The following is a 26,839-nucleotide window of genomic DNA, read 5'->3' as shown; positions in this document are numbered from 1 at the left end:
AGATCATAAAGGGGGAGGAAAAGTAATTGTTAAGTACTGTAATAACGGCTTTTGTTTCATTTGTAAGTACCAATATAGACGACATATTTGTACTCATGCTTTTTTTCTCGCAAATAAATCATGTTATGAAAAAAGGACATATTATTGTTGGGCAGTATTTAGGAATCGGGGTTCTAACAGCGGTAAGTATAATTGGTGCTCTAGGTATATCGCTCATTCCAAGTGAATATGTAGGGTTTCTTGGAATAGTGCCGATATATTTAGGTATAAAAGCATATTTTGAACACAAAACAGAGAGTATGGATAAGACGAATGTAGAGCAGCAAGAAGCGGAAGATAATGAGAATAACAAACCTGAAGAATCAACAAGTATGCAAGAAAGCTATATAATACCCTTTATGAAGGACTTTGTTAATCCAAGTGTGTTAAAAGTAGCGAGCGTAACGATTGCTAACGGTGGAGATAATATAGGGATTTATATACCTCTTTTTACAAGTATGAATTTTATTGACATCATGATAACAGTGGCAGTCTTTATACTTCTTACAGGACTATGGTGTTTTATTGGTCTAAGGTTAGCAGAATATCCTTTCGTTCAGAAAAACATTGAAATGAATAAGCATGTCTTTATTCCTATCATATTCATAGGGTTAGGAATTTTTATATTAATTGAAAGTGGAACGATAGCTTTTATATATAAGAAAGTGCTTTCGGGATGATTGTAGGGCATTTCTCTCTTATATAGCAAGTAGGGACGGTTCCGTTTGCCTATACACATTACAACGTTGGATAAAAATCACTTTGCATATAAATGGGGCTTATAAGGATTCTAAAGTAAAAAATTCAATTCTTATGCGACGTTTGGCTTAGCCCAAGCAAAATATAACATTGATGGCAAAGATAAAGTTGAAAAAGAAAAGAAGGCTGAGCGTGAGCTTCTGAAAGAGTTAGAATCCCAGATGGTGAAAAAATATAAAGATAAAGTTGAAAAATACGTAGATAAAAAATAAAAGAAATAGGGGATTCATGGTGAAAATCTTGTAAAATCAACTAACTTTGGAAAGGACTAATTTGACGCTTACGCAATGCGGGGTTAAATAACCTCGCTTTTTTCTTTCCGCCTGTCAACTACCAAGAACCCCGCCTGCTATAGATAAGCCCATGGATGCTCCCACTACCCCAAATAGTGATATAATAAAGAAATAATGCTATCCTATTTTTGTATATGACAAAGTATAAGCTTGTCTTATATAATGGTAACATACTGAAAATTTTTAGGAGAAGGTTAGATGACAACATGAGAAGAGTAAATGAAATTTTTAGTGATTCTATCATAAGTGGTAATATAAATACTGCCATGGTAGAATCGGTGGTCTTAAGCAAAAAAGACAAAACCCTTGAAATGAAAATTAGCGCTGATAAATATATTGAAATCAGTGAATTTGAACATCTCAATAAGTTTATAAGAGAGAGATTTGGCTTAAATGAGTCTACGATTACGGTGAAGTATGACGATAAGACAGATAAAAAGCCTGTAGAAGAGGAACTCCCAAGTATTATATCTTCCCTGAAAAATAAATATCCTGCCTTAAAAGCACTGCTGAGTAATAGTGAATATGAAGTGGATGAAGATACCATAAATTTTAGCTTTAATGGCGCTGTATCCGACATTTTAAAAGGCATGAATTATGATAAAAAAATCCATGAGACCATAAAAAAACTGTACGACGCAGCATATACAATAAATTTTTCTGATAAAGTAAGCAGTGAAGAAGTAATAAGGCAGCAAGAGGAAACCCTTGCAAAGGAACTATTGTATATTCAAGAAGTAAAAGAGACAGCAAACAATAATATGAACAAATTGCCTAATGAATCTGGAGTAAAAATGCAGGAAGCAAAAGCAGAGACCGATGGGAAAAAACGCGATCCATTTTTGATAGTAGGCAGAAGTAGTAAGATTAAAGATACCATAATGAAAATTACAGATATTACACCGGATGAGGGTAAGATCGCTTTAGAGGGTGAAATATCCAATATAGAAGCGAAGGAATTGAAAAGTGGAAAGACATTAGTTTCCTTTGATTTGTATGATGGCTCAAGTTCCATGACCTGTAAGTCTTTCTTGAAGCCTGGTGAAGACGAAGAGATATTGTCCAGGCTTAAAAAGGCTAAGGGTGTCAGGATTGCAGGAAACGCAGGCTACAGCAAGTTTTCTGGAGAAGTTGAGATGATTGCGAATACAATCGTAGAAATAGAAGGCATAAAGAAGGCTCAGAGGACAGACAGAGCAGCGGTGAAGAGAGTAGAACTCCACATGCATACACAAATGAGTCGGATGGATGCTATGGCAAGTGCCACTGATTTGATCAAAAGAGCTATGAGTTGGGGCATGAAATCCATTGCAATAACCGATCATGGAGTGGTGCAGTCCTTTCCTGAAGCCCATAAGCTTTTAGGGAGAGATCATCCCGACATGAAGGTTTTATATGGAGTGGAGGCCTATTTGGCACCGGATAAAAAACCATCTGTAACAAATCCCAAGGGGCAGAGTATCGATACTACATATTGTGTGCTGGATTTGGAAACGACAGGCTTCTCACCAGTAACTGAAAAAATTACTGAAATAGGAATCATGAAATTTGAGGACGGTAAGGTAATCGATAAATTCAGTTGTTTTGTAAATCCTGAAAAGCCTATTCCATCAAAGGTGGTGGAGGTCACCCAAATAACGGATGATATGGTAAAGGATGCAGAAACCATAGAGAAGGTATTTCCTAAAATGCTGGACTTTATTAAGGGGAGTGTTTTGGTTGCCCATAATGCAGGATTTGATATAGGCTTCTTAAAACATAATGCCAAAGTCTTAGGCTATGACTTCGACTTTACATATGTGGATACCTTATCCCTAGCGAAGGAGTTATTCCCGGATTTTAAATCCTATAAATTAGGAAGAATTGCTAAAAATCTTGGCATAAAAGTAGAGGTTGCACATAGAGCTTTGGATGATGTGGATACCACAGTTAAGGTGTTTCATATAATGCTTGAAATGCTTAAAGAGAGGGGAGCTAAAACCCTTGAGGAAATAGATATATATGGTTCTGATGAGGAGGCATTGAAGCAGGAGTATAAAAAACTTAAAACCTATCATGCAATCATATTTGCAAAGGATTATGTGGGGTTAAAGAATTTATACAGATTAGTGTCTATCTCTAGTTTAGATTATTTTCATAAAAGACCCCGTATACTGAAAAGCATATATAAAAAGTATTCCGAGGGTTTGATACTTGGAAGTGCCTGCAGTGAAGGGGAACTGTATCAGGCAATACTTCTAGGAAAATCTGATGAGGAAATTGAGGCCATTGCAGAGGAATATGATTATCTGGAGATACAGCCTTTAGGAAATAATGATTATTTAATAAGAACAGAGCAGGTGCCTAATAAAGAATATCTAAGGGAAATTAACAGAAAGATTGTAGCGCTGGGAGAGAAATTAAATAAGCCTGTAGTGGCAACGGGAGATGTTCATTTTTTGGATCCTGAGGATGAGATATACAGACGTATACTGGAAGCAGGACAGGGCTTTAAGGATGCAGATGATCAAGCGCCCTTATATCTAAGAACCACAGAGGAGATGCTGGAGGAATTTTCCTATTTAGGAGCTGAAAAGGCATATGAGGTGGTTGTCACAAATACTAATAAGATATCAGATATGTGCCAGCAGATTAGCCCCATTTCATCGGAAAAATGTCCGCCCCACATTGAGGGCTGTGAGCAGACTATTAAGGACATCACTTATGGGAAGGCCCATGAGCTATATGGCGATCTATTGCCGGAAATTGTTCAGCAAAGACTAGATAAGGAATTGGATTCCATTATAAAAAATGGTTTCTCCGTAATGTACATCATCTCACAAAAACTGGTATGGAAATCAAACGAAGATGGTTATCTGGTGGGATCTAGAGGTTCCGTAGGTTCATCTGTTGTAGCATATATGACGGGGATCACGGAAGTAAATGCCCTGCCAGCCCATTACAGGTGTCCCGGCTGCAAGCATTCGGACTTTACAGATTATGGTTTTAAAATTGGTTTTGACTTACCGGATAAGCTTTGTCCTGTTTGTGGAGAAAAGATGGTCAAAGATGGTATAGACATACCCTTTGAAACCTTCTTGGGCTTTAATGGGGATAAGGAGCCGGATATCGACTTAAATTTTTCTGGTGAATATCAGGCAACAGCCCATAAGTATACAGAAGTAATCTTTGGAAAGGGCACAACTTTTAAGGCAGGAACCATAGGAACCATCGCGGATAAAACAGCCTTTGGCTATGTGAAAAAATATTTTGAAGAAAAGAACCTAACAGTAAACAAAGCAGAAATAGCCAGAATCGCAAAGGGTTGTACAGGCATAAAAAGAACCTCGGGCCAGCATCCTGGTGGAATCATCGTAGTGCCTAAAGGAAGAGAAATCTTTGAATTTTGCCCTGTACAGCATCCTGCTGATGATCCAAATTCTGATATTATAACAACGCATTTTGACTATCACTCTATTGATCAGAATTTATTGAAGCTGGATATATTGGGTCACGATGATCCCACAGTCATAAGAATGCTGCAGGATATAACCGGAGTGGACCCTAAAACGATACCTATGGATGATAAGAAGACCATGTCTATATTTTCATCCACGGAAGCGCTGGCAGTAACCCCGGAGCAGATAAATTCCAAAGTGGGAACCTTTGGTATTCCTGAATTCGGAACTAGATTTGTAAGGGGAATGCTCTTAGATACAATGCCAAAGGCCTTTATGGATTTAATATGTATATCGGGGCTTTCTCACGGTACAGATGTATGGATCGGCAATGCCAAGGACTTGATTGATGAGGGAATCGTTACCTTAAGTGAGGCGGTATGTACGAGAGATGATATCATGACGTATCTTATCAAAAAAGGTCTGAAACCTAATACTGCGTTTAAGATTATGGAGACAGTACGTAAGGGAAAGGCACTAAAGGACGACAAATGGCCGGAATATGAGGCGCAAATGAGGGAGTGTAATGTGCCTGAATGGTATATAAATTCCTGTAAAAAAATAAAATATATGTTCCCTAAGGCCCATGCTGCAGCCTATGTAATGATGGCCTTCAGGATAGCTTGGTTCAAGGTTCACATACCTAAGGCTTATTACGCAGCATACTTCAGCATTAGAGCAAAGGCATTTGATGCAGAATTTATGATATTCGGAAAAGAAAAGGTTAAAGAAAAGATGAAGGAAATAGAAATGTTGGGCATGCAAGCCGCCCCCAAGGATAAGGATATGTACGATGACTTGGAAATAGTTTTGGAAATGTACGAGAGGGGGATTAAATTTTTCCCCATAGATTTAAATAAGTCCCATGCCACAAAATTTCTGGTAGAGGAGGACGGCTTAAGGCCACCTATAAACAGTATTTCCGGCATGGGAAACATTGCATCAGAAGGTATATTTAATGCATTTCATGAAGAAGAGCCCATCAGTTCAATAGAAGATCTAAGGAAACGGGCCAAGATCGGGAATGCTGCTATAGACTTACTTAAAAAGTTTGGCTGCTTGAACGGTCTTCCAGAAAGTGATCAAATGAGCTTTTTTGATGTAATCTAATGGGTAAAGTCACCACCGTGGATTGATATTGCTAAGTACGTAATAAAATGCGACAGGGGACGGTTTGAAATGCACCCTAAATGTTAGGCAGAAGACTAACATTTAGGGTGTTTATTACAGTTTTGGATATATAACATGACTTTTTACAGGCTAAATGCTATGATGGATAATAATTACTTTGTTAAAAATAGATACTATACAAAAAATAGTTACTATATTAAGAAAAGTTACGAGAGTTAATTAGATTTGAATAGCGTTGGGAGGAAATAGAAATGAAATATGTACCAAAGCTTGAAAAAGAGATAATGTGTCCGATAGAATATGGTCTAAATATTTTTGGAGGTAAATGGAAATCTAGGATTATCTGTGTATTATCTTCAAAAGATGTTATGCGATACGGTGAAATAAGAAAAGAACTCAGCAACATTACCGACGCAGTGCTTGCTGCAATGTTAAAAGAATTAATTGCGGATAAAATTATTCAGCGGAAACAATATAATGAGATTCCGCCAAAAGTAGAATACTCTCTCACCGAAGGTGGAAAATCGGTTCTCCCGATTCTTCAAAGCATCTGTCAATGGTCAAGAACCCATACGAATGAGGAAATAGACAAGAAATTGCCTCCGTGCATGACCTGCGATCAATTATGATGAAATACTATGAAATTTAATAGCTACTTATAAATTTGTTAATATATTTACCCGTATAAGTTACTCTGATATACTTCAGTCATGGTTGATCCATACAATAAAATAAACTAAATGGAGGTTGATATCATGAGTACAAAAGCATATTTAGAAATTACAATGGTGATTGATGAAGCAAACCGTCCGGCAGCGGCCAAGGTATATACTGATTATCGCCAACCTTTTCTGACACAAATAAAAGGCGCAGTTTCTAAGGAACTTCTCATTAGAGCTGAAGATGTTCAAGTGCTTCATGGATTTGATAGTGTTGAAAATGCAGAAGCTTATCTAAAAACTGAAATGTTTAATAATGATGTTGTGGTTGGTCTTAAGCCATTGTGGAGTACTGCTCCTGAAGTGAAGATTTATAGTGTGGCATAATAAGATAGCTAAATCGTGGCTTTGAGATTATATCCAAAGTTGAACTTATCAAGAAAAAGCAGACACAAAAAAAGCATTACTGAAAGCCTTGTTCAATATCATATTGAACAAGGCTTTTATAGTTCAAAGAATATGCTGATACCGAACGTTTTACGTGCGGTTATATAAGTTCAATCAGATTTGGGATGCCTTTTTTCTTATGCGTTATGTTACTGAAAGCATGTTATAAAGCTTCAGTAGGCGGATATCTTCTCGTGAAACTTTAAGCTGTTTGATAAGGGTTTCATCTTCTCTTAACATCTTTTTGGAAAAAAGCATTTTGACTGCGATTGGCATCATGGGTCGTGAAGAGATTCCAAAGAATAGCCCCCATTTTGTATCTGAATCTAGAAAAGATGCTAAAATACTGATGGTTATCTGTTCCATGGATGTATCTTGATTCTTCATAAAGATGTTCGTAAGAGCGTCATAGTGTTCTATATACCCCCAATATGTATTTTCACAGTTCTGATAATTATTATAATCTTTAAAATTCATGTACATCATGATTTTATATCTGGATTCTCCAGATTCTGATAAAACGTCAAATACACATTTTATTATCTGGTTTGTTCGCCCATCAAAAACATAGGCGTAAAATTGGGAAAGGCCGTTAAAAAATGCTGGATTTTTACCTGTTGTAGATATGGTTGTCCGCTCCGGTTTGCAATAAAGAAGCTGCTCAACGTGGAGCTGGAGTGCATTGGCTATATCGTATAATGTAACAATATCTAGTACAATTTCCCCTTTTTCATATTTGGATACAGTTGCTTTACTTTTGCAGATAATCTGGGCCAATTCTTCTATTGTCATCTTTCTCTTCTTACGGAAGTTTCTGATTCTTTTACCGATTTCAATGCTAATTTCCGACATAGAACCTCCTCGAAAAGTTTATTTAAAATAGATTAAAAGGTTAATATGTGAGATTAAATTTAATAATTAATTTATTTATAACACAATCAGGGTCAATTTTCTACTTTAAATAGACAATCGACAAAAAATATCTATTTTAAAGAAACTTATGCTGTTTTGACGCTGGACGATTATACCAGTAAGATTAGTGTAACTAAATGCAGGATGCATAAAAAAACAGAAAGAAGGGTGAGATTATGTACAATTTTGACGAAATTATTGACAGAAGAAATACAAATGCAATGAATACAGATGGTTTCCGTGACTATATCTTTCATGCCGATGATTCAATGACATTTCCTTACAAGGATGAGGAGTTTATCAGAATGTGGGTTGCAGATATGGAGTTTGCAATACCACAGGTAATCATTGATGCAATCAAAGAACGTCTGGACAGAAGAATATTTGGTTATACCCGTATATTCTCTGATACTTATTATAATGCTTTTGTGAATTGGTGTATCAGAAGATATGGATGGAGCTTTGAAAGAAAACACCTGGTAATGTCTAATGGGATTATACCTGCTTTATATGAACTTGTTGATTATATCTGCAAGCCAGATGAGAAGGTTATCTTTTTAACTCCTTCTTATGCATATTTTAAATATGCAGCAGATTTTAATCATCGGGAGTGTGTATGTGCAGATCTTATAAATGATAATGGTCGCTATAGTATTGACTTCGATGATTTTGAACGGAAAGCAGCTGATGAAAAAACAACGCTTTTCATTTTGTGTAATCCACATAATCCTACAGGTCGAGTTTGGACTGAAGAAGAGCTTAGAAGATTGGGCGATATATGCGTCAAAAACGATATGTGGATTATTTCAGATGAGATTCATTGTGATCTTCTGAGGGTGGATAAAAAACATATTCCGTTAGCTAACCTATTTCCTGAGTATGAGAAAATAGTTACCTGTATGGCTCCGAGTAAGACATTTAATATGGCCGGACTGATGCTTTCAAATATTATTATTCCGAATGCAAAATTAAGAGAAATTTGGCTTTCAAGGCATTACAATTTTGACAATCCTTTAAGTGTTGCCGGTGCCCAAGCTGCTTATGAAGAGGGAGAACTTTGGTTAGAAGAACTTAGAGTTTATCTGGATGACAATTTTCATTTTACCAGAGATTATTTAGCAGAGAATTTGCCAAAAGCCGTTTTTGAAATTTCGGAAGCAACGTACCTTGCATGGGTAAATCTAAGCGCTTATTTCAGCAAGGATGAGGATCTTTCCATGTTCTTTGCTTATAAGGCAGGCGTTCTATTAGAAGGGGGAGGTATGTTTGTACAGAATTCAGACTGCTTCATCAGGTTAAATCTTGCATGCCCGAAATCTGTCTTGGCTGAAGGCCTGAAAAGAATATGTGATGCAATCAATACAAAGTAAGAAGAAGCTGCAGAATCCGATGCTTACGGTGAAAATGAAGGATAAGTTCAAAGGGTAGTATATTAGACGGTATTACACGTTAAGTGATCCGTTTAATTGGGGTTATAAGGTGAAGTAATTTGCTGAGATTAAAATTATTGCAGGACCCAGATATATAAAATACAGGAGGAAAATGATTATGAAAATAATAGAAACAGTACATGCACCAGGAGCAATTGGACCATATTCACAGGGCTTTATAGTGAATGGATTGGTATATACGTCCGGTCAGATTCCAGTAAATCCAGAAGATGGAATGATAGGAAATACTATTAAAGACCAGGCGGAACAGAGTTGTCGCAATGTGGGAGCAATTCTTGAAGAAGCAGGAAGCGGATTTGAATATGTAATTAAGACTACATGTTTCCTAGCAGATATGGCAGATTTTACGATCTTTAATGAGGTATATTCAAAGTATTTTGTGTCTAAACCAGCTAGAAGCTGCGTAGCGGTTAAGGAGCTTCCAAAGGGCGTTCTTTGTGAGATAGAAGCAATTGCTGTAATGCCATGAAAGCTGTCCCCAAATTAATTTTATAAATAAAAACTTGAAAGGTGGATGAACGATGAAAGTTACAGTAATTAAAAAACTTTATAAATAAGGAGGAATACATTTGAATATAAAAAATATTTCATATCCTACTCCTTTAGATATAGTAACTGATATTGAAAATGATAATATTGATGTTTGCGTCGAATTAGAAAATGGATTTAGCATGACTTTGGTTGTCACGACTCCAAAAAATTTATTATGGTATATGAATAAAGAGAATAGAGAATATATTGAAGCGGGTTCTGTAGATATTATAGTTAAGTCTTTAACAGAGGATAATATAAGAATGGCAATTGAAACATATACTGAAAATAATGCATATTGGCTGAAACTATACTATGTAGCAGGGCTTGGAGAAGGTATATTTCCGATTGAGCAATTGGATAAGATAATACAAGAATCTTTGGATTTAGATTAAGTTAAATAAAAAGAGAGAGTGTAAAATAAATGGTGTACCCTCCTTAGTGATATTTTAATTTTATATCAACCTCGAAGTTTACACCATTTATTTTACACTTTCTATATATACAGGAAAATCATTAAAATATTCTGTGTAATCACAAACCCATTAGTTTAAATTCATATAACTGCATTCTCTCTGCCAAAGAATTGATATGATTTGTATCTTCAAAATAACATAGAGGGTACTTGTACTTTACCTAAGGCACCCTCTATGTTTAACGATAATGTAGTTTTCCTAACTTATTGTTCAAAAGAGCACAGATGGTCTTCACAGTACATTTATATTCTTCATGTGCAATGATATTTACAATCTTCTATACGTCTAGGCTTTTTAGTATAAACCATAGGTCTTATTGACGTCTTGAACAAACATGATGCCATTGCCTGGCTCTTCAATTTGAAGGTGTTTACTAATTGAAGAAGCGATTGATTCAGTTAGGTGATTTTCAGCAATTATCAGGACAATTTCTTTTTCTGGTTCTATTTCCATAGAAAACAGCTTAGTCGTTTCATGGAGCCCAGAGCCTCTTCCATTGATAATCGTTCCTCCTTTAGCGCCAGCTTCTGTCGCAGCTTCTATTACAGATTCAGCCTTCCCTCTATCAACAATTACAGTAATAGCATTAAACATAGAATTTTCCACACCTCTACTTTCATTAGTTTCATTGCATGTAAGATTGGTAATTCCCGATATACTCGTAATAGAAGTACTAAACGCTATACCGTGGTTTGGTTTATTAAAACTGAATTTCTTGTTAAGTTTTTCTAAAGCTGCGTAGGCTGCATTTTTCTCTGCCGCAATTAAAACTACCTCTTTTCTAACTTCATTTAACTCCAGAAATTCTAAGATAGGATTTTTAATTGTTCCTTTTCCTAAAAAAATTGTACCGCCCGTTATTCCACATTGCTTTCCGTACGTTATAATTTTACTTCCCAGCCCAAAGGGCACAATTACACAGAGTAATTCAAACTCTATTTTGTCAGGATTATTCCTCATCCGTTAGTAGACCTCCCTTTTTAGATTTTGCATTAAAAATCAAACCTAATATTTGCAATGTGATGATTGGAGTTAATGCTACCATAGAAATCATTCCAAATCCATCTATTAAAACGTTGGCTCCTTCAATCGCTTCAGCAGCGCCTTGTGTAAAAGCCAATATAAAGGTTGCAGTCATAGGCCCTGTAGCAACTCCTCCTGCATCAAATGCAATCCCTACAAACAGTTTAGGAACAAAATAAGTCATGGCAATGGAAATTATATATCCAGGCAACAGGTAATGCCGTAGTTGAACTTCTGGTACGATGATTCTTATCATTGATAAAGCCACTGCAAAACCTACTCCGATGGAAAGGGCAACTAATACGGCTTTTCTCTTAACATATCCACTTGTAACATCTTCTATTTGATGTGTTAACACATAAACTGCAGGTTCAGCTAATATCGTTACTACACCAACAACAAATCCTATAATTATAACATATAGCTTATTATCTAATGATGCAAGACTATATCCTACAATGCTGCCTACATCCATGAAGCCAGCATTGACACCAACTAGAAATAGTAATAGTCCTACGAATGTATAGACAAAACCCTTTAATATTTTTCTGAAAGCTGCCTTGCTCAATTGAAAGGCTACTTTTTGTAAAACCAAAAGAATAATCACAAGGGGCAACAGGGAAACGAAGCTTTCTCTCAATATATCTGGCAGTATCTGTATAAAAGGCTCTATAATACTGGCTGATGTAGACATATTGAATTCAAGAGTGCTAGAAAAGTCGTTGATTTTCGCCAGAATACTCATGATCATAACCGACATGATGGCACCGACTGATGTGATGGCAACCAAACCGAAGCTGTCTTTTTCCGATGCCTTACTATCCTTTTTCAGCTTAGAAACCCCTACGGCAAGGGCAAGAATAAATGGCACCGCCAATATCCCGGTAGTTGCACCTGAAGCATCGAAGGATATTGCTAAAAATTCCGATGAAGTAAACCATGCTAAAATAAAAGTAAGGCCATACAATACAGTTAACATTTTATATAGCGGTACATTCGAAACTATTCTAAGAAAGCCTAGAGAAAGCATTATTGCCATACCGATAGATACTACCACAAGAATATTTATACTAGATATTCCCCCTGATGTCACCGAGTCAACCTGATTGGCGAGAACAATTAGTCCCGGCTCAGCAATTGAAATAAAAAAACCAAGGATTAACCCAGCAGCAATTAGTATCCACACTTTATTGGTTTTAGCAAGACTGGCTCCCGTTAGACTACTAAGAGGAGTAATCCCAATATCTACGCCTATTAAAAAGATTGATAGACCCAAAATAATGAGCAATGCACCCAGAATAAATCGAATAATCATGGGTGTCTCAATAGGTGTAATCGTGAAACTTAATATCAATACAATGATTGTAATGGGTAGAACTGAAAATAAGACTTCTTTCAGTTTTTCAGTAAGCACATTCAATTATTTTCACTTCCTTTTATCAAATTTATCTACAATGTTGGTAAGGCTAATAAAGGAAAAGCTCTAGAAAATTATGTTAACCTATCCTAATAACACTAAGAAATTAGGGAAGCCGGTAACATATGCTAGAGCCTTTTATCAAGCGTTCTATCAAAAAATTATCCGAACATATATTAATGAGCATACAACTATCCACGATGCTATTCTGGAAGCTAGGGTAATAATTTCAATCAGAATAGTTGGCTAACTCCCCCCATTGATTAAGAACAGATTAAATATCTAATCCGCCAATCTATCTCTTATATGCTATAGGGGTGCGTTACTCTTATTGATTATTAATGATTGTCATCTTTGTTGTTAATTTCTCTTTCAGCCTTTTTTATTAAAATGAATCCGCCAATTGAGAATATAAGAAAAACAATAATTACGGCAATTACATCTATAGGCATATACTTAAACCTCCTTACTGTGGAATAGTTATTTTCAAGTCCACAGTAAAAACGTTTTATATTTACTCCCATTGTCTTTAGGATTAAGTAACCTTCTTAATTTTTTAAATAAAACTAAATGAACATCCTGTTGAGGAGTAAGACTCTTCTTGACTTTGAGTAAATGTAGAATATAGGTAGAAAAAGCCCAGAAAACAAATGCGTTATAGAGAAGATTTAGACTCTTTAGATTTCTACTCCTCTCTTCAGGTTTTAGCACCTGCAAAGAGAAATAAGAATCATATGATGTTAGATAGGTTCCGGAAAAATTTATTTTATCACTGAGAGATTGTGTAGGTACATTAAAAGATCCCATAGGCGTAACACAAGATTGTCCAAGACAAAGAAAGACAAGCAATATAACCATTTCAAAGATAAGCAATCTATTTGTAAATTTTCTATTTAGGAAAATCATAGGCATATATTCCTTTCCTCTAGAATGAAGAGAGTTTTTCTATAGAATAAGCAATATCATCTAGTACAGGTTTCCTTATCAGTATTTAAACAACCATTATAGTATAAACTACTTGATTACTATCTATTATAGCACACTGAAATAGCCTAAAGAAAATATAAACCCACCTTATATTTAAAATGCTCCCTTAGAATGGTAATGTAGCAGTGTTAACGAAACCAAGGCATTGCTTATAGCGGCGGATTTCAATGCAAAATAAATACGAAACAAAGCAGGCTTACATAAAATGGAGTCTGCTTTGCCCCTGAATGCTCCTGCTACTCCTATAGTGGGGATCTGCGACATGGGGATGGTTCGAAGACACTGAAAAAGTCAAATAAAGTAGCTCTTCGCTTAGGTAACACATGAGGACTGGGCTCCAGTGCAGTAGAAAACACACTGGACCAGTCCCCAAGTCTTGTATCTGTTTTCTTTTTTACCCGAAAGCATAACCCGAATACGGCTAACCATTTAAATAATAATCTCTGCCATGATGGGATAGTGATCAGACAGCTTTACAGGGACTACCTGATAATTGAGTACCTTTATAGACTTGGATACAAAGATATAATCGATTCTTTTGTTATAGCATAAGAGGGTGGATAGATGTTCTTGTTGACAAGCCTTGCCGGTATCAACCATTTGATGGCTGCTCCACCCTGTCACCGCGGTATTGAGATCACCCATGAAAAGAAATGGTTCTTTTATGGAGGATATGTATTTTTGGATTTTTTCGATCTGCTTTTCCCTTTCCTCTCTGCTTAATCCCAAATGGGTATTCATGACATGGAGTCTCTGATGATTTATCAACAACGTTACATCCAATAATCCTCTTTGTTCTTTTGTACTGGGCAGTGGAATATGATTTGTTTGGAGGATCTTATAGGGTGTAAAAATACCTATTCCGTAATAACCGTCTCCAATCTTCACATTGGGAGCAAAGGCGCTGTTCATCCGCAGACGCTGCTTCATTCTACTTACCTGGTAACCACGCCGATTGTTTTCATTGATTTCTTGAATTCCAATAATTTGGCAATCTTCTTCTTTTATGAAGTGAATGATTTTATCCAAACTTGGGAGCATAAAAAGATCTTTTCCGCTGTGAATATTATAGGACATTATTCTTATTTTGTTATTCCCATATTCCATAGTTTCACCCCACAGATATTTAAACAGTATGAGGTTACTGAAAAAGTCCAGAATGACAGCCTTGCTATCTACTATATTGTTTGACTTTTTTCAGTGCCTTCGAACAGCATTATCTATAGTTATATTATTCGAATAGAGTGAGAAACATGTAGATAAATAATAACAATAAAAGTCCGGTTAGTTTCAAAATAAAGTCTCTAAATTTATTTTGCGACAGGGGGACGATTCGAGGCCACTGAAAAAAGCTAGAATTTTGTCATTCTGAATGAAACGTAGTGAAATGAAGAATCTCTAAAGCCTTTAAATACTAGATTCTTCGCTGTGCTCAGAATGACAGAATCGAAGAGTTTCCTCTTATTGAAACTTTTTCAGTGGTTTCAAACCGTCCCTATGTCGTTACTTGAATGGGCGCGCTCCTATCCCGCTCAAAGCGTGGAAGTCGGAGCGCAAAAAGCTGACAGCCGAGAAGCCCGCTTAGTTAACTTTGTGCTTATGTTTTACTCCTGTTGTTGTACTGATTGGGTCTACAGATTGATATCGCTTGCATATCATGCTATTTTAAGATCATTTTCTGCAAAGCCTGTTTTTGTGTCTCATCAACGAGCGGCAGCATCTTTTTCATCTTTAACTTTTTTTCTTCGGTAAGGCTATTAAGGAAAGCTCTCATCTTTTTGACAAGCTCTGGTGTTAAATAATTATTTTCATTCATTCGGATCAACTCCATTATTTTTAATAATTGGTCTGCACTTATATTTTGGTTAAATGACAGTAATGTTTGTAGTTGTTCAAGCTCATAGCGCAGCTTTTCCTTTAACTTTATCTGTTCATTTATGATTTCGAGTTGAGTTTGAACTACGAGCATCGGATTATAATTAGGATTTTCAATAAAGTTATGGATTTCCTCTAATGAAAGTCCTAGTTGTTTTAGGGACAATATCTGCTGAAGCTTTGATACATCAGCCTTTGTGTAAAGCCTATGACCAGCTTCGGTAAATTCAGAGGGCACTAATAGACCTATTTGGTGGTAATGGTGCAGTGTTCTTACGGTTATTCCACACTGGCTTGCAAGCTCACCAATTTTCCAAGAGGTTTTTGGCATCTTTTCACCTCGTTTCGTACGATTTGTTTGTCGACAAGTAAATTATACAACCTGACGTTACGTCAGTTGCAATAGGTTTTTCAATTATTTAAATTATTTTACCCTGCTGGTAAAGTGGATTATCAAGAAATTTGGAAATTAAAAAGCATGAGATCCATAAGATTATCTATTGATATATTTAATTATTGAAAATTATTCATGTATCGACATATAGAAATGAGTCATATTGACCTGCTCTCTAAAAACTAATCCATATTAAATGTTAATCTTGATAGATTTTATATAGCTCCCATATAACAGTAATTTATCGTGTGAATACAGAGAATCTTTCCCTAATAGGAGCCCAGTTAATTTTAATTGTGCTCCTATTAAAAAGTAGTTGACTTGGAGTTAACTCCAAGTGGTAGACTGAATTTCAAGGGGGCAAAAGCGAATGACGATTGCAGAAGTATACAGGTAATAAGTGGAAAATGGACTAAGTTTTATGCAATTTAACGGATAAACTGTAGTTCTTGCTTTGGTAAATTCGTTATCCATCGTAATTAGAATTATCTGTTTGAACGCACTTGCCTGCATAAATGAAATTATTCCGGAAAGTAAATAAAGGAGGAAATACAGGTATGGAAATAAACAAATTAGGATTTGGGTTTATGCGTTTACCGGTAGATGAGACCGAAAGTATCGATTTGGATACAGTCAAGAAAATGGTAGATATTTTTTTAGAAAAAGGATTTACCTATTTTGATACAGCGTACATGTATCATATGGGTAAGAGTGAAATAGCTATTAGAGAGGCGTTAGTAAAACGTCATAAAAGAGACAGTTTCACTGTAGCCACAAAATTGCCAGTGGTGTTTTTGAAAACTAAGGAAGACCAGGAAAGAATTTTTAACGAACAGTTAGAAAGATGTGGTGTGGATTATTTTGATTACTATCTTCTTCATAACCTGGGTGTAGCGCATTATGAGATAGCTCAAGAACTTGATAGTTTTACATTCGTTCTGGAAAAGAAAAAAGAAGGAAAAATTAGACAGGTTGGATTTTCTTATCATGATAATGCGGATTTATTAGAGGAAATCCTGACAGCCCATCCGGAAGTAGATTTTGTTCAATTACAGATTAATTATCTGGATTGGGACAATGAAAGCATTCAGTCAAGGAAATGCTACGAAGTAGCAAGAAGACATAATAAACCAGTTATTGTTATGGAACCTGTAAAAGGTGGTAACCTTGCGAAAGTACCTGAAAAAGCAGAGAAATTATTTAAAGATTATCATCCTGACATGTCCATACCATCATGGGCGATCCGTTTTGCAGCAAGTTATGATGGTGTTATGATGGTATTAAGTGGAATGTCTGATATGGAGCAGTTGCTAGATAATATAGGCTATATGCAGGACTTTAAGCCTTTTGTAAAGGAAGAGCATGATGTTGTAAAAAAGGCTGTGGAGATTATTAATGAAGCAATTGCGATTCCATGTACAGCCTGCCAATATTGTGTAGATGAATGTCCAAAAAATATAGCCATTCCCAAGTATTTTGCATTATACAATACGGAGAAACAATCCTTAAAGACCGCATTTTCTTTACAAAGAGTATATTATGATAATTATACAAAAATACATGGCAAGGCATCAGACTGTATCGGATGTAAAAAATGTGAAGGACATTGTCCGCAGCATATTGAGATTACAAAATGTTTAAAGGATGTAGCTGATACGTTTGAAGTAGAGCTTCCTTTACGCAGATAGAAGACATAAGTAAGATTAGAGTATCAGCCGGATAGAGTATAGATTAAAGCCAGCAATGCTCGAAAAATCGATGTTGTTGGTTTTTTCATATAGCCGAATACAGGAAATAACAGTGTTTTATTGGAGGCAGATAAAAAATTAAGACATAAAAGGAAGCCATACTGCCTCTAGTAGCCATTATAATATTCTGACCTAGGGAAAGTAAAAGGATAGTTAACCTTGCTTAAAGCAGGAATATAAATGGAACTATCAGATGAAGAAGTAAAATAAAATTCAAACGGTTAGAAGGAGTTATGAATATGAAGATTTTATATTACGATTGTTTTTGTGGAATAAGTGGCGATATGAATTTAGCAGCACTGATAGATTTAGGAGTCCCGAAAGAATATTTGATGGAAGAACTTTCAAAGATTAACTTGAATACTGAATATGAAATAAAAATTGAAAGGTCTGCTAAACTTGGAATAACAGGAACAAGGGTTGACGTTATTTTAAACGATAAGTCATATCATAAGATACATGTTTCTGAGCAAGCTTCACATGGTGATAATCATAAACATGCTCATGAACATAGCCATGAACACTCCAATCATAATAATGATGAGGAGCAACATCAAGATGAGAATAATGATAGTAAAGAAGGGCATGTTCACAATCACGAGCATCATCATAGAAGCTTGAAAGATATAGAGAAAATAATAAATTCAAGTGGCTTAAATGATGGGGTTAAAAAACTTAGTTTAGACATGTTTATGAAGGTTGCTGAAGCAGAAGCAAAGGTCCATGGAAAAACTTTATATGAAGTACATTTCCATGAGGTAGGAGCTATTGATTCAATTGTGGATATGGTGGGGGCAGCCATATGTTTGGATTTCTTAAAAGCAGATAAAATCATGGCTTCCCCGGTTCAGGTTGGAGGAGGATTTGTTAAATGTGCTCATGGTCTTATGCCTGTACCAGCTCCTGCCACCATTGAAATTTTAAAGAACATTCCTGTGAAATTCGGTATAGTGCCATTTGAAACGACTACGCCTACTGGGGCTGCAATATTGGCAGTAAATGTGGGCGTATTTACCGAGAATATGAACTTTTCAGTAGAAAAGATTGGGTATGGTATAGGGCATAGAGATCTTGAGATCCCAAATGTTTTAAGAATATATCTTGGCAGTGAAGACAGAAATAATGAGAGAGAAGAGCAATATATTTTAGAGACCAATATTGATGACATGAACCCAGAACTCTATGGTCATATTGAAGAAAAACTTTTTGCACAAGGCGCCTTGGATGTATTCAGAACGGCGATTTCCATGAAAAAAGGAAGGACAGCAACAAAGCTCAGTGTATTGGTTAATGGAAAGCAAGAGAAAAATGTACTAGAAGTAATCTTTAAAGAAACCACTTCTATAGGGATTAGAAAATACAAAGTTGAAAAAATGATGCTGAAAAGAGATTTCGTAGAAATCAAAACAAAGTACGGAAATGTAACTGTCAAAAATGCATACTATCAAGGTGAAAAAGTGAAGTATAAACCAGAGTATGAGGACTGCAAAAGGATAGCAAATGAAAAAAACATACCAATCGACAGGGTATACAAAGAAGTTTACAAAATGATGGAGGTTAACGATTTTGATAAATAATGAAAAATTGCAAGAGAAATTCCAATTATTAAAAGATAACATCCAAAAAAGAGGCAGTGCAGCAATCGCTTTTTCAGGTGGAGTAGATAGCACCTTCTTAGTTCGGGTTGCCCATGAAGTATTAGGAGACAAACTCATAGCAGTTACAGCTACTTCATCAACTTATCCCGAGAGAGAACTAAATGAAGCGATTAAGTACGCTGCGGATATGAGGGTAAAACATATAATCATATCTTCTGAGGAACTAGATATTGAGGGCTTTGCCAGCAATCCTAAAAATAGATGCTACTACTGTAAAAAGGAACTTTTTACAAAGATAAAAGAAGTGGCTAAAGAAAATGGAATCGAATATATCTTTGACGGATCAAACTTTGATGATACTGGTGATTACAGACCAGGAATGCATGCAGCCAGAGAATTAGAAGTAGTAAGCCCGCTTAAGGAAGCGCAGCTAACTAAGGTGGATATAAGAGAACTCTCAAAAAACTTAAGACTTCCAACTTGGAATAAGCCCGCCTTTGCATGTTTGTCTTCTAGATTTCCTTATGGAAAGAAAATTACGATTCCAAAGCTAAAAATGGTAGAGGAAGCGGAACAGTTTTTACTTGATATGGGCATAAAGCAAGTAAGAGTAAGACATCATGAAGAGATAGCAAGAATTGAAGTCTCCCCTGAGGAAAGAGTTAAATTCTTTGAAGTGGAAGTGATGGATAAGATAGGCGAGAGGTTTAAGAAGATCGGATTTGCTTATGCTACTTTGGATGTGCTGGGATATAGAACCGGCAGTATGAACGAAGTGCTTTCATCGGAAGAAAAGGCAAATTTGAGGTAGTTATGAATAAAGAAAAACTAAAAAATTTACTTGAATCCATAAAAAATAATGAGATCGAAGTTGATGAGGCAATGAAGGTTATTGAAGACTTGCCATATAAGGAATTAGATTTTGCAAAGATTGATACCCATAGGGAACTTAGGGTTGGATACCCGGAAGTTATATATGGTGAAGGAAAGACTACAGAGCAAGTAGTAAAAATAATTGAGTTTATGCTTTCAAAAGATAATAATATCCTGGTGACAAGGGCAACGAAAGAGATGTATGAAGAGGTAAAGAAGATCTGTCCAGAAGCAAATTATAATGAACTAGCCAGAACAATAACCATCAGAAAAAGAGATGATAAAGTTACAGATAGCTATATAGCCATAGTTTCAGCAGGAACCTCTGATTTGCCAGTAGTAGAAGAAGCTGCGGAAACCGCAATGATATTTGGAAACAAGGTAGTAAAAATTACTGATGTAGGAGTGGCGGGTATTCATAGGTTATTTGATAAGTTAAATATAATTAGAGAAGCAAAAGTTGTTATAGTTGTCGCTGGAATGGAAGGGGCACTTGCAAGTGTTATTGGAGGACTTATTGATAAACCTTTGATTGCAGTACCAACAAGTGTTGGATATGGAGCAAGCTTTGGAGGCATCTCTGCTCTACTATGCATGCTGAATAGCTGTGCCAGCGGAGTAAGCGTTGTAAATATCGATAACGGCTTCGGAGCAGCTTATAATGCTAGTATAATAAATAAGTTATAAAAAGGAGAAGGGTATAATGAGTTTTAAGCTAAGCAAGCATCCAAAATGGTTTAATTATGCCGTAATCGTAGCGCTGTTACATGGAAGGTTATCGTTTGATTGATATTGCAGCCGCTTATCTAAAGGAAGAGGCAGTTGGCAAGGCAATCAAAAGGAGTGGAGTGCCAAGAGAGGAACTATTACAATGCTCGCCTCGCAGCAAGTATACCGAGGCCTGCTTGAATGAATAATGATTGGCAATAGATAACAAAAAGAAAGAGAGGACCATAACATTATGAATTTGAAAGATAGAAAATGTTTGATAGCCTATTTTTCACGTAAGGGAAATAATTACGTCAGTGGAAGGATTGTAGATTTACCAATTGGTAATACAGAAGTAGTAGCAAAAATGATTCAGGAGCTGACAAAAGGGGATATGTTTCATATAGAAGCAGTTAAATCTTATCCTAAGGATTATACAGAAACTACGGAGGTGGCACAAGATGAACTACGTGTCAATGCCAGACCTGAACTCATGAATCATGTGGAAAACATGGATTCTTATGATGTAATAATCATAGGATATCCAAATTGGTGGGGAACGATGCCGATGCCAGTGTTTACGTTCTTAGAAGAATATGATTTTTCAGGAAAAATAATTGTTCCGTTTTGTACCCATGAAGGGAGCGGGTTAGGTCACAGCGAAAGAGATATTGCAAAATTATGCCCGAAAGCTAACGTTCTAAAAGGGCTTGCTATCCATGGAACTGCTGCAGGTTCTGCGAAAACAAATATATCGAATTGGTTAGATAAAATGGGTATTTCCTGATTGTGAAAAGGATTAATGAAGGAGAAATACAATATGAAAGTATTATTGAAGCGTCTGGATGAAAGCTTGGGAGCAACGGACCTGATTCTCCTATAAATTACCTATTTTTAAAGTCAGCCCAAGTGTTAAGATATCTGATATTAGGAGGCGAAATCAAATGACGATTACAGAAGTAAGTAGAAAATATGATCTTTCACAGGATACACTGCGATATTATGAGCGCATCGGGCTGATTCCCAGTGTAAATCGCAATAAAAGTGGAATTAGGGACTATACAGAAGAAGACTGCAGGTGGATTGAATTTATCAAATGTATGAGAAGTGCAGGTCTTCCGATTGAAATATTGATTGAGTATGTTTCTCTGTTTCAACAGGGTGATGAAACGATTGAGACTCGAAAAGAACTCTTGATTGAACAGCGCAAGCTGTTAATAGAAAAAATGGAAGAAATGAAAAAAACGATAGAACGGCTAGATTATAAAATAGAAAGATATGAACAAACAATAGCTCCGAAAGAAAAAGAACTAAAAAGAACGGATAATTAGTATTCCTGCATCCTAAATAGGAAATTATAAATTAAGTCCTCTTCACACTTGGTTTGGAATTAAAAAGTGTAAAGAGACTTTTTTATTTCTTTCAATCGAGTATAATATTAGATAAACATGGTGCTTTTATGAGAGTATTTTTGTTCAAATTGCTTTATAAGCAGAATATCAGCGTGAAGACAGCAATTCTTGCTAATGAAACTGAGGCTGCTATATATTTCGGTACAGGAACTGCTATGATAGGGAGTGACTTTTATGCAAATCAACAATTTAGAAAAGAAAATATTTGATGCCCTTTATGATGGTGTCCTTATTGCAGATAAAGATTGTATCGTAAGGTATGTAAATCCGTCCTATACAAGAATAACAAAGGTAGAAGCTGAGGATATTATTGGGAGATTACTTCTTGAGGTTAGGCCAGGTGCACAACTTCCCTCTGTCATAGCAAGCGGCAAGAAGCTTCTGCGGATTCAGCGAAAGGTTGGGAAGGTTGAATACATTGTAAATATGGCTCCGATTATACAAGACAATGAGATTATTGGAGGCATATCCATATTGAATGAAATAAATGATATTTATAAATTAACGGAAGAATTAAATGCATCAAATATGATGATCAAGAAGCTGGAGAAACACATGAAAAGCATGGGGAAGGCCAAATATAGCTTTGATGATATCATCAGTATAGATAAGAATTCACTAGAGACGAAAAATTTAGCAAAGAGAATTGCTGAAAAGGGTTCCCATGTACTTATTACAGGTGAAAGTGGAACAGGCAAGGAGCTCTATGCCAATGCAATACACAGTGCCAGTGACCGCCAACAAGGGCCATTCATAGCAGTAAATTGTGCCACTTTTGATGGGAGTTTATTAGAAAGCGAGCTCTTCGGCTATGAAGAAGGCGCTTTTACAGGTGCTAAAAAGGGTGGAAAGATAGGATTATTTGAAGTGGCGAATGGTGGTACATTGTTTTTGGATGAGATTTCTGAAATGAACTACGGACTTCAAGCAAAGCTCCTGAGAGTCTTGCAGGAAAACACAATACGTCGTATAGGCGGATTAAGTGAAATTCCCATAGATATTCGGATTGTCTGTGCTACCAATAAGAGTTTAGAGAAAATGGTAGAGGAAAATATGTTCAGAAAAGACTTATATTACAGGATTGCAGTGTTTCCTATCAATGTACTTCCCTTAAGAAACAGGAGAGAAGATATACCGTATCTTGTAGAGTATTTTGTAAAAAAATTGGCCAGTAGAACCAATAGATATTTAAAAATATCTGAGAATGTAAACAAGATTCTCTATAATTATGATTGGCCAGGAAATATAAGAGAGCTTAAAAATACCATAGAGTTTGCGTTAAACATGACGGACGAAGATAGAATAAAGCCGGAGCACCTTCCAAAAATTATTCAAGCCGAAGGGATTAAGAAAGAAATTGTGAAACTAAAAACACTTGACCAAATTATCAAAGAAACAGAAGTGGCAGAGATTAAGAAAGCGCTTCTTCTGTATGGAGATACTGTGGATGGAAAGAAAAAAGCTGCTAAGACCCTAGGAATATCGTTGGCCACTCTTTATAATAAGCTAAATAGTTATTAGGATCCTACATAGCATTTCTAAAAATTTAGAAATTGCAGCCAAAACTTCTAATATTTTAGAAACGATAAAAAGTTGTACGGATAGTAAACGCTTAGAGAATATGAATTTTACACATTTTATTGGAATAAAAGAAAAGAGAAAGGGGAGTGGGTAAACCCCTTTCTCTTTTCTTTTGAGGAGAAATTTATTGAATGAATTTCTAAAATATTAGAAACGACAGCATGCTCCTTAGCGTTGAAATTATCTTTTATATAGGGTTATACATAAAGATTAAAATATGAGTACATTTGTGAAAAGGTTTGCAATTGCAAAGATTGATAAAAAATAGACGGATAGGAGTCCATTCGAAAGCTTGACTTTCATAACAAGCAAATACAAGTGGCACGGTGCTTGCAAATACATTCAGTGAAAATAATAAACCAAATAAGGAGGAGTATTTTATGTTAGGAATTTTAGGCTTTCTAACGATCATTGTTTTATTAGCACTCATTATGACTAAAAAAGCATCACCAGTAGTAGCCCTTGTAATTGTTCCAACGATTACTGCCTTTGTAGGCGGCTTTGGTGCAGATCTTGGGAAATTCATCACAGATGGGGTCAAATCCATTGCACCAACAGGAACCATGTTCATATTTGCAATTCTATTCTTTGGTATATTAACCGATGCCGGAACCTTTGAACCGATTATTAACAAAATTCTTAACATTGTTGGAAAAGATCCTGTTAAGATTGCACTGGGCACCGCTGTATTAGCCATGCTGGTTCATCTAGACGGGTCAGGAGCGGTTACATTTTTAGTAACGATACCAGCAATGCTTCCGTTATTCGATGCCCTTGGTATGCAGAGAACTACTTTGGCAACTATTGTGGCATTGTCTGCAGGTACAATGAACATTTTGCCATGGGGAGGTCCTACAATTAGGGCAGGTACTGCTTTGGAAGTACCAGTTACAGAGTTGTTTAACCCCATATTGATACCATTCTTTGCAGGTTTACTGTTTGTATTATTCATTGCTTATCGTTTAGGATCAAAAGAAAAAGCTAGACTTGGAAACATTCAAACAGACAATATCAACATCGATAGAAAAGTAGATGAGGAAAAAGCGAAGCTAAGCAGGCCGCAGCTTTTCTGGGTGAATATCGCTACCATCATCTTAGCTATTGTTGTATTGATTATGGATAAGCTTCCGCCGACAGTCATATTCATGTTAGCTTGTGCCATTTCACTAACCATCAACTATCCGAATGTGAAGGATCAGAGAGAGAGAATTGATGCCCATGCCAAGGCGGCGCTCATGATGGCAAGTATATTATTCGCTGCTGGCGCATTTATTGGAATCATGCAAGGATCTGGAATTATCAAGGAAATGGCTGGTATGACTGTATCAATAATTCCTGCATCACTAGGAAGATTTATTCCTTTGGTAACTGGTATCATTGCTATGCCTGCAAGTTTATTGTTTGATCCAGATTCGTTCTATTTTGGCGTACTACCAGTATTGGCTGAGGCTGCTAAAGGATTTGGTGTAGCAGGAATAGAGGTGGGTAAAGCCGCTATTTTAGGACAGATGACAACAGGATTCCCAGTAAGCCCTCTAACGGGTGCAACGTTCCTGCTTATAGGACTGACCGGTGTCGATTTAGGAGAGCATCAGAAGAAAACCATTCCTTATGCTTTTGCAACTACCGTGGTCATGTTAGTGGTAGCAATTGTTGTTGGAGCCATCAAGTTATAAGTGATATGCAATTTTGTAGAAGATATAAACAATCTTAGGAGGTCAATTCAATGAAAACAATTCGTATTGGTTCAGGTGCCGGCTATGCAGGTGACAGGCTAGAGCCAGCATTGGAGCTTATGGAGAAAGGAAACCTGGATTATATCATGTTTGAGTGTTTGGCTGAAAGAACGATTGCCATCGCTCAAGAGCAAAAGTTGAAAAATCCAGATAAAGGATACAATGGATTATTAGAATACCGCATGGACAAGGTGCTTCCCCTATGTGTTGAAAAAGGTGTAAAAGTAATTACCAATATGGGAGCAGCGAATCCTAAAGCTGCAGCCAAGGTCATCAAAAAAATGGCAGAGGAAAAAGGAATCAAAGGAATAAAGATTGCAGCGGTAGATGGGGATGATGTTTTAGATCAGATCGACAGATATATGGAGTATGATATTCTTGAGTTGGAGAATACAAAGCTAAAAGATATGAGAGACCAAATCGTTTCAGCCAATGCCTATATTGGTGCAGAAGGCATAATTGAGGCATTAAAGAATGGTGCAGATATCATAGTAACAGGACGTATTGCAGATCCAGCTTTAGCTCTTGGACCGATCATGTACGAATTTGGCTGGGACTATGAGGAATATGCTAAGGTTGGAAAAGGGATTATGATTGGGCACTTGTTGGAATGTGCAGGTCAGATAACCGGAGGATATTTTGCAGACCCAGGTCATAAGGATGTGGAGGATTTATGGAACCTAGGATTCCCCATCGCTGAAGTCAGTGAAAATGGTGATGTAGTTATTACAAAGGCAGAAGGAACTGGGGGAAAGGTGACAACTGCCACTTGTAAAGAACAGCTGCTTTACGAAATCCATGATCCATCCACATATCTAACACCAGATGGTATTGCAGATTATTCCAATGTGACCATGAAACAAATAGGTAAAGATCAGGTATTGGTTCAGGGGGCATCTGGCCGCCCAAAACCATATACTCTAAAAGTAAGCCTAGGATATAAGGATTGTTTCATCGGAGAAGGTGAGATGAGCTATGGCGGCAGCGGTGCATATGAAAGGGCGAAGCTGGCTGGAGAAATCGTTAAAAAGAGACTAGAGATGACGGGTGTAAACATCGATGAATTTAGGATTGACTATATTGGCGTGAACTCCCTATATAAAGATCAAATCAGCGATGTCATGCTGAAGGATAGAGGTTTATGTGGGGAAGTGCGATTAAGGGTATCAGGAAGAACAAAGGAGCGAAGCGATGCTATAAAGATAGGCAACGAAGTAGAGACTCTATACACCAATGGGCCTGCTGGAGGCGGTGGGGCAACCCAAGCTGTGAAAGAAATTGTTTCTATCGCCTCAATTTTCATACCTAGAGATGATATCAAAATAGTCGTAAGCTACGAGGAGGTTTAGATA

General features: G+C 36.5%; 22 protein-coding genes. 17 read left to right on the top strand and 5 right to left on the bottom strand.

Features of this window, described 5'->3' with window-relative positions; all coding sequences use genetic code 11:
- The first annotated feature begins 26 nt into the window (after positions 1 to 26).
- The 4 genes from HNQ80_RS05525 (at position 27) to HNQ80_RS05510 (ending at position 6,705) form a co-directional block, all read left to right on the top strand.
- On the top strand, positions 27 to 719 hold the full coding sequence (locus HNQ80_RS05525; protein ID WP_184308983.1) for a cadmium resistance transporter: 693 nt from the start codon (positions 27 to 29) through the stop codon (positions 717 to 719).
- Between the two features lie 578 nt (positions 720 to 1,297).
- Positions 1,298 to 5,638, top strand: coding sequence for a DNA polymerase III subunit alpha (gene polC / locus HNQ80_RS05520; protein WP_184308981.1), 4,341 nt, complete (start codon positions 1,298 to 1,300; stop codon positions 5,636 to 5,638).
- A gap of 272 nt (positions 5,639 to 5,910) precedes the next feature.
- Positions 5,911 to 6,288: a winged helix-turn-helix transcriptional regulator gene (locus HNQ80_RS05515; RefSeq protein ID WP_184308979.1), complete on the top strand. Its 378-nt coding sequence runs from the start codon at positions 5,911 to 5,913 to the stop codon at positions 6,286 to 6,288.
- Positions 6,289 to 6,414: 126 nt separating this feature from the next.
- On the top strand, positions 6,415 to 6,705 hold the full coding sequence (locus HNQ80_RS05510) for a hypothetical protein (protein ID WP_184308977.1): 291 nt from the start codon (positions 6,415 to 6,417) through the stop codon (positions 6,703 to 6,705).
- Positions 6,706 to 6,909: 204 nt separating this feature from the next.
- Here the strand turns inward: HNQ80_RS05510 and HNQ80_RS05505 are convergent, their stop codons facing one another.
- Entirely contained in the window at positions 6,910 to 7,617 is a 708-nt protein-coding gene (locus HNQ80_RS05505; RefSeq protein ID WP_184308975.1) for a helix-turn-helix domain-containing protein, read from the bottom strand.
- Positions 7,618 to 7,853: 236 nt separating this feature from the next.
- On the opposite strand from HNQ80_RS05505, the gene HNQ80_RS05500 reads away from it, so the two are divergent.
- From HNQ80_RS05500 to HNQ80_RS05490, 3 genes are all read left to right on the top strand, one after another.
- Positions 7,854 to 9,047: a MalY/PatB family protein gene (locus tag HNQ80_RS05500; RefSeq protein ID WP_184308973.1), complete on the top strand. Its 1,194-nt coding sequence runs from the start codon at positions 7,854 to 7,856 to the stop codon at positions 9,045 to 9,047.
- Between the two features lie 178 nt (positions 9,048 to 9,225).
- Complete coding sequence (locus tag HNQ80_RS05495; RefSeq protein ID WP_184308971.1) at positions 9,226 to 9,597, top strand: RidA family protein; 372 nt, start codon at positions 9,226 to 9,228, stop codon at positions 9,595 to 9,597.
- Between the two features lie 100 nt (positions 9,598 to 9,697).
- Positions 9,698 to 10,054 (top strand): hypothetical protein, encoded by a 357-nt coding sequence (locus tag HNQ80_RS05490; protein WP_184308969.1) that lies wholly within the window; start codon positions 9,698 to 9,700, stop codon positions 10,052 to 10,054.
- Between the two features lie 375 nt (positions 10,055 to 10,429).
- Here the strand turns inward: HNQ80_RS05490 and HNQ80_RS05485 are convergent, their stop codons facing one another.
- The 4 genes from HNQ80_RS05485 to HNQ80_RS05470 form a co-directional block, all read right to left on the bottom strand.
- Positions 10,430 to 11,095 (bottom strand): P-II family nitrogen regulator, encoded by a 666-nt coding sequence (locus tag HNQ80_RS05485; protein WP_184308967.1) that lies wholly within the window; start codon positions 11,093 to 11,095, stop codon positions 10,430 to 10,432.
- A complete protein-coding gene (locus tag HNQ80_RS05480) occupies positions 11,085 to 12,572 on the bottom strand; it encodes a DUF1538 domain-containing protein (protein ID WP_330602769.1) in 1,488 nt (495 codons plus the stop codon). Before HNQ80_RS05480 ends, HNQ80_RS05485 begins: the two co-directional genes overlap by 11 nt.
- 1,419 nt (positions 12,573 to 13,991) lie before the next feature.
- Positions 13,992 to 14,639 carry an endonuclease/exonuclease/phosphatase family protein gene (locus HNQ80_RS05475; protein ID WP_207726870.1) on the bottom strand — a complete coding sequence of 216 codons (648 nt, stop codon included), beginning with the start codon at positions 14,637 to 14,639 and terminating at the stop codon, positions 13,992 to 13,994.
- 583 nt (positions 14,640 to 15,222) lie between these two features.
- Positions 15,223 to 15,768, bottom strand: coding sequence for a MerR family transcriptional regulator (locus HNQ80_RS05470; RefSeq protein WP_184308961.1), 546 nt, complete (start codon positions 15,766 to 15,768; stop codon positions 15,223 to 15,225).
- Between the two features lie 620 nt (positions 15,769 to 16,388).
- Between HNQ80_RS05470 and HNQ80_RS05465 the strand changes: the two genes are divergently transcribed.
- The 10 genes from HNQ80_RS05465 to HNQ80_RS05420 all read left to right on the top strand — a co-directional run bounded on the left by HNQ80_RS05465 (position 16,389) and on the right by HNQ80_RS05420 (position 26,836).
- Positions 16,389 to 17,519, top strand: coding sequence for an aldo/keto reductase (locus tag HNQ80_RS05465; RefSeq protein ID WP_184308959.1), 1,131 nt, complete (start codon positions 16,389 to 16,391; stop codon positions 17,517 to 17,519).
- Between the two features lie 299 nt (positions 17,520 to 17,818).
- Positions 17,819 to 19,156 carry a nickel pincer cofactor biosynthesis protein LarC gene (gene larC, locus HNQ80_RS05460; protein WP_184308957.1) on the top strand — a complete coding sequence of 446 codons (1,338 nt, stop codon included), beginning with the start codon at positions 17,819 to 17,821 and terminating at the stop codon, positions 19,154 to 19,156.
- The gene (gene larE / locus HNQ80_RS05455) at positions 19,146 to 19,988 is read left to right on the top strand and encodes an ATP-dependent sacrificial sulfur transferase LarE (protein WP_243183006.1); all 843 of its coding nucleotides are present in this window, start codon (positions 19,146 to 19,148) and stop codon (positions 19,986 to 19,988) included. The genes larC and larE overlap by 11 nt, the downstream gene beginning before the upstream one ends.
- Positions 19,989 to 19,990: 2 nt before the next feature.
- On the top strand, positions 19,991 to 20,737 hold the full coding sequence (gene larB / locus HNQ80_RS05450) for a nickel pincer cofactor biosynthesis protein LarB (protein WP_184308955.1): 747 nt from the start codon (positions 19,991 to 19,993) through the stop codon (positions 20,735 to 20,737).
- An 80-nt stretch (positions 20,738 to 20,817) separates the two neighbouring features.
- Positions 20,818 to 20,967, top strand: a complete 150-nt coding sequence (locus tag HNQ80_RS26405; RefSeq protein WP_330602767.1) for a hypothetical protein — start codon at positions 20,818 to 20,820, stop codon at positions 20,965 to 20,967.
- Positions 20,968 to 21,017: 50 nt separating this feature from the next.
- The gene (locus HNQ80_RS05440) at positions 21,018 to 21,545 is read left to right on the top strand and encodes a flavodoxin (protein ID WP_330602766.1); all 528 of its coding nucleotides are present in this window, start codon (positions 21,018 to 21,020) and stop codon (positions 21,543 to 21,545) included.
- Between the two features lie 157 nt (positions 21,546 to 21,702).
- Positions 21,703 to 22,089, top strand: a complete 387-nt coding sequence (locus HNQ80_RS05435) for a MerR family transcriptional regulator (RefSeq protein ID WP_184308951.1) — start codon at positions 21,703 to 21,705, stop codon at positions 22,087 to 22,089.
- A 255-nt stretch (positions 22,090 to 22,344) separates the two neighbouring features.
- Positions 22,345 to 23,691, top strand: coding sequence for a sigma-54 interaction domain-containing protein (locus tag HNQ80_RS05430; RefSeq protein WP_184308949.1), 1,347 nt, complete (start codon positions 22,345 to 22,347; stop codon positions 23,689 to 23,691).
- A gap of 440 nt (positions 23,692 to 24,131) precedes the next feature.
- A complete protein-coding gene (locus HNQ80_RS05425; RefSeq protein WP_184308947.1) occupies positions 24,132 to 25,427 on the top strand; it encodes a CitMHS family transporter in 1,296 nt (431 codons plus the stop codon).
- A gap of 50 nt (positions 25,428 to 25,477) precedes the next feature.
- Positions 25,478 to 26,836 carry an acyclic terpene utilization AtuA family protein gene (locus HNQ80_RS05420; RefSeq protein WP_184308945.1) on the top strand — a complete coding sequence of 453 codons (1,359 nt, stop codon included), beginning with the start codon at positions 25,478 to 25,480 and terminating at the stop codon, positions 26,834 to 26,836.
- Positions 26,837 to 26,839: the final 3 nt, after the last annotated feature.

The organism is Anaerosolibacter carboniphilus (assembly GCF_014205875.1).
Classification (GTDB): Bacteria; Bacillota; Clostridia; order Peptostreptococcales; family Thermotaleaceae; genus Anaerosolibacter; species Anaerosolibacter carboniphilus.
The sequence above is the reverse complement of the archived record's forward strand: the minus strand, read 5'-3'. Positions and strand labels throughout refer to the sequence as shown.

Coding starts and splice junctions, on each gene's coding strand:
- polC (WP_184308981.1), top strand. CDS start 1,298: ATGAGAAGAGTAAATGAAATTTTTAGTGATTCTATCATAAGTGGTAAT.
- HNQ80_RS05515 (WP_184308979.1), top strand. CDS start 5,911: ATGAAATATGTACCAAAGCTTGAAAAAGAGATAATGTGTCCGATAGAA.
- HNQ80_RS05510 (WP_184308977.1), top strand. CDS start 6,415: ATGAGTACAAAAGCATATTTAGAAATTACAATGGTGATTGATGAAGCA.
- HNQ80_RS05505 (WP_184308975.1), bottom strand. CDS start 7,617: ATGTCGGAAATTAGCATTGAAATCGGTAAAAGAATCAGAAACTTCCGT.
- HNQ80_RS05500 (WP_184308973.1), top strand. CDS start 7,854: ATGTACAATTTTGACGAAATTATTGACAGAAGAAATACAAATGCAATG.
- HNQ80_RS05495 (WP_184308971.1), top strand. CDS start 9,226: ATGAAAATAATAGAAACAGTACATGCACCAGGAGCAATTGGACCATAT.
- HNQ80_RS05485 (WP_184308967.1), bottom strand. CDS start 11,095: ATGAGGAATAATCCTGACAAAATAGAGTTTGAATTACTCTGTGTAATT.
- HNQ80_RS05475 (WP_207726870.1), bottom strand. CDS start 14,639: ATGTCCTATAATATTCACAGCGGAAAAGATCTTTTTATGCTCCCAAGT.
- HNQ80_RS05470 (WP_184308961.1), bottom strand. CDS start 15,768: ATGCCAAAAACCTCTTGGAAAATTGGTGAGCTTGCAAGCCAGTGTGGA.
- HNQ80_RS05465 (WP_184308959.1), top strand. CDS start 16,389: ATGGAAATAAACAAATTAGGATTTGGGTTTATGCGTTTACCGGTAGAT.
- larC (WP_184308957.1), top strand. CDS start 17,819: ATGAAGATTTTATATTACGATTGTTTTTGTGGAATAAGTGGCGATATG.
- larB (WP_184308955.1), top strand. CDS start 19,991: ATGAATAAAGAAAAACTAAAAAATTTACTTGAATCCATAAAAAATAAT.
- HNQ80_RS26405 (WP_330602767.1), top strand. CDS start 20,818: ATGGAAGGTTATCGTTTGATTGATATTGCAGCCGCTTATCTAAAGGAA.
- HNQ80_RS05435 (WP_184308951.1), top strand. CDS start 21,703: ATGACGATTACAGAAGTAAGTAGAAAATATGATCTTTCACAGGATACA.
- HNQ80_RS05430 (WP_184308949.1), top strand. CDS start 22,345: ATGCAAATCAACAATTTAGAAAAGAAAATATTTGATGCCCTTTATGAT.
- HNQ80_RS05425 (WP_184308947.1), top strand. CDS start 24,132: ATGTTAGGAATTTTAGGCTTTCTAACGATCATTGTTTTATTAGCACTC.
- HNQ80_RS05420 (WP_184308945.1), top strand. CDS start 25,478: ATGAAAACAATTCGTATTGGTTCAGGTGCCGGCTATGCAGGTGACAGG.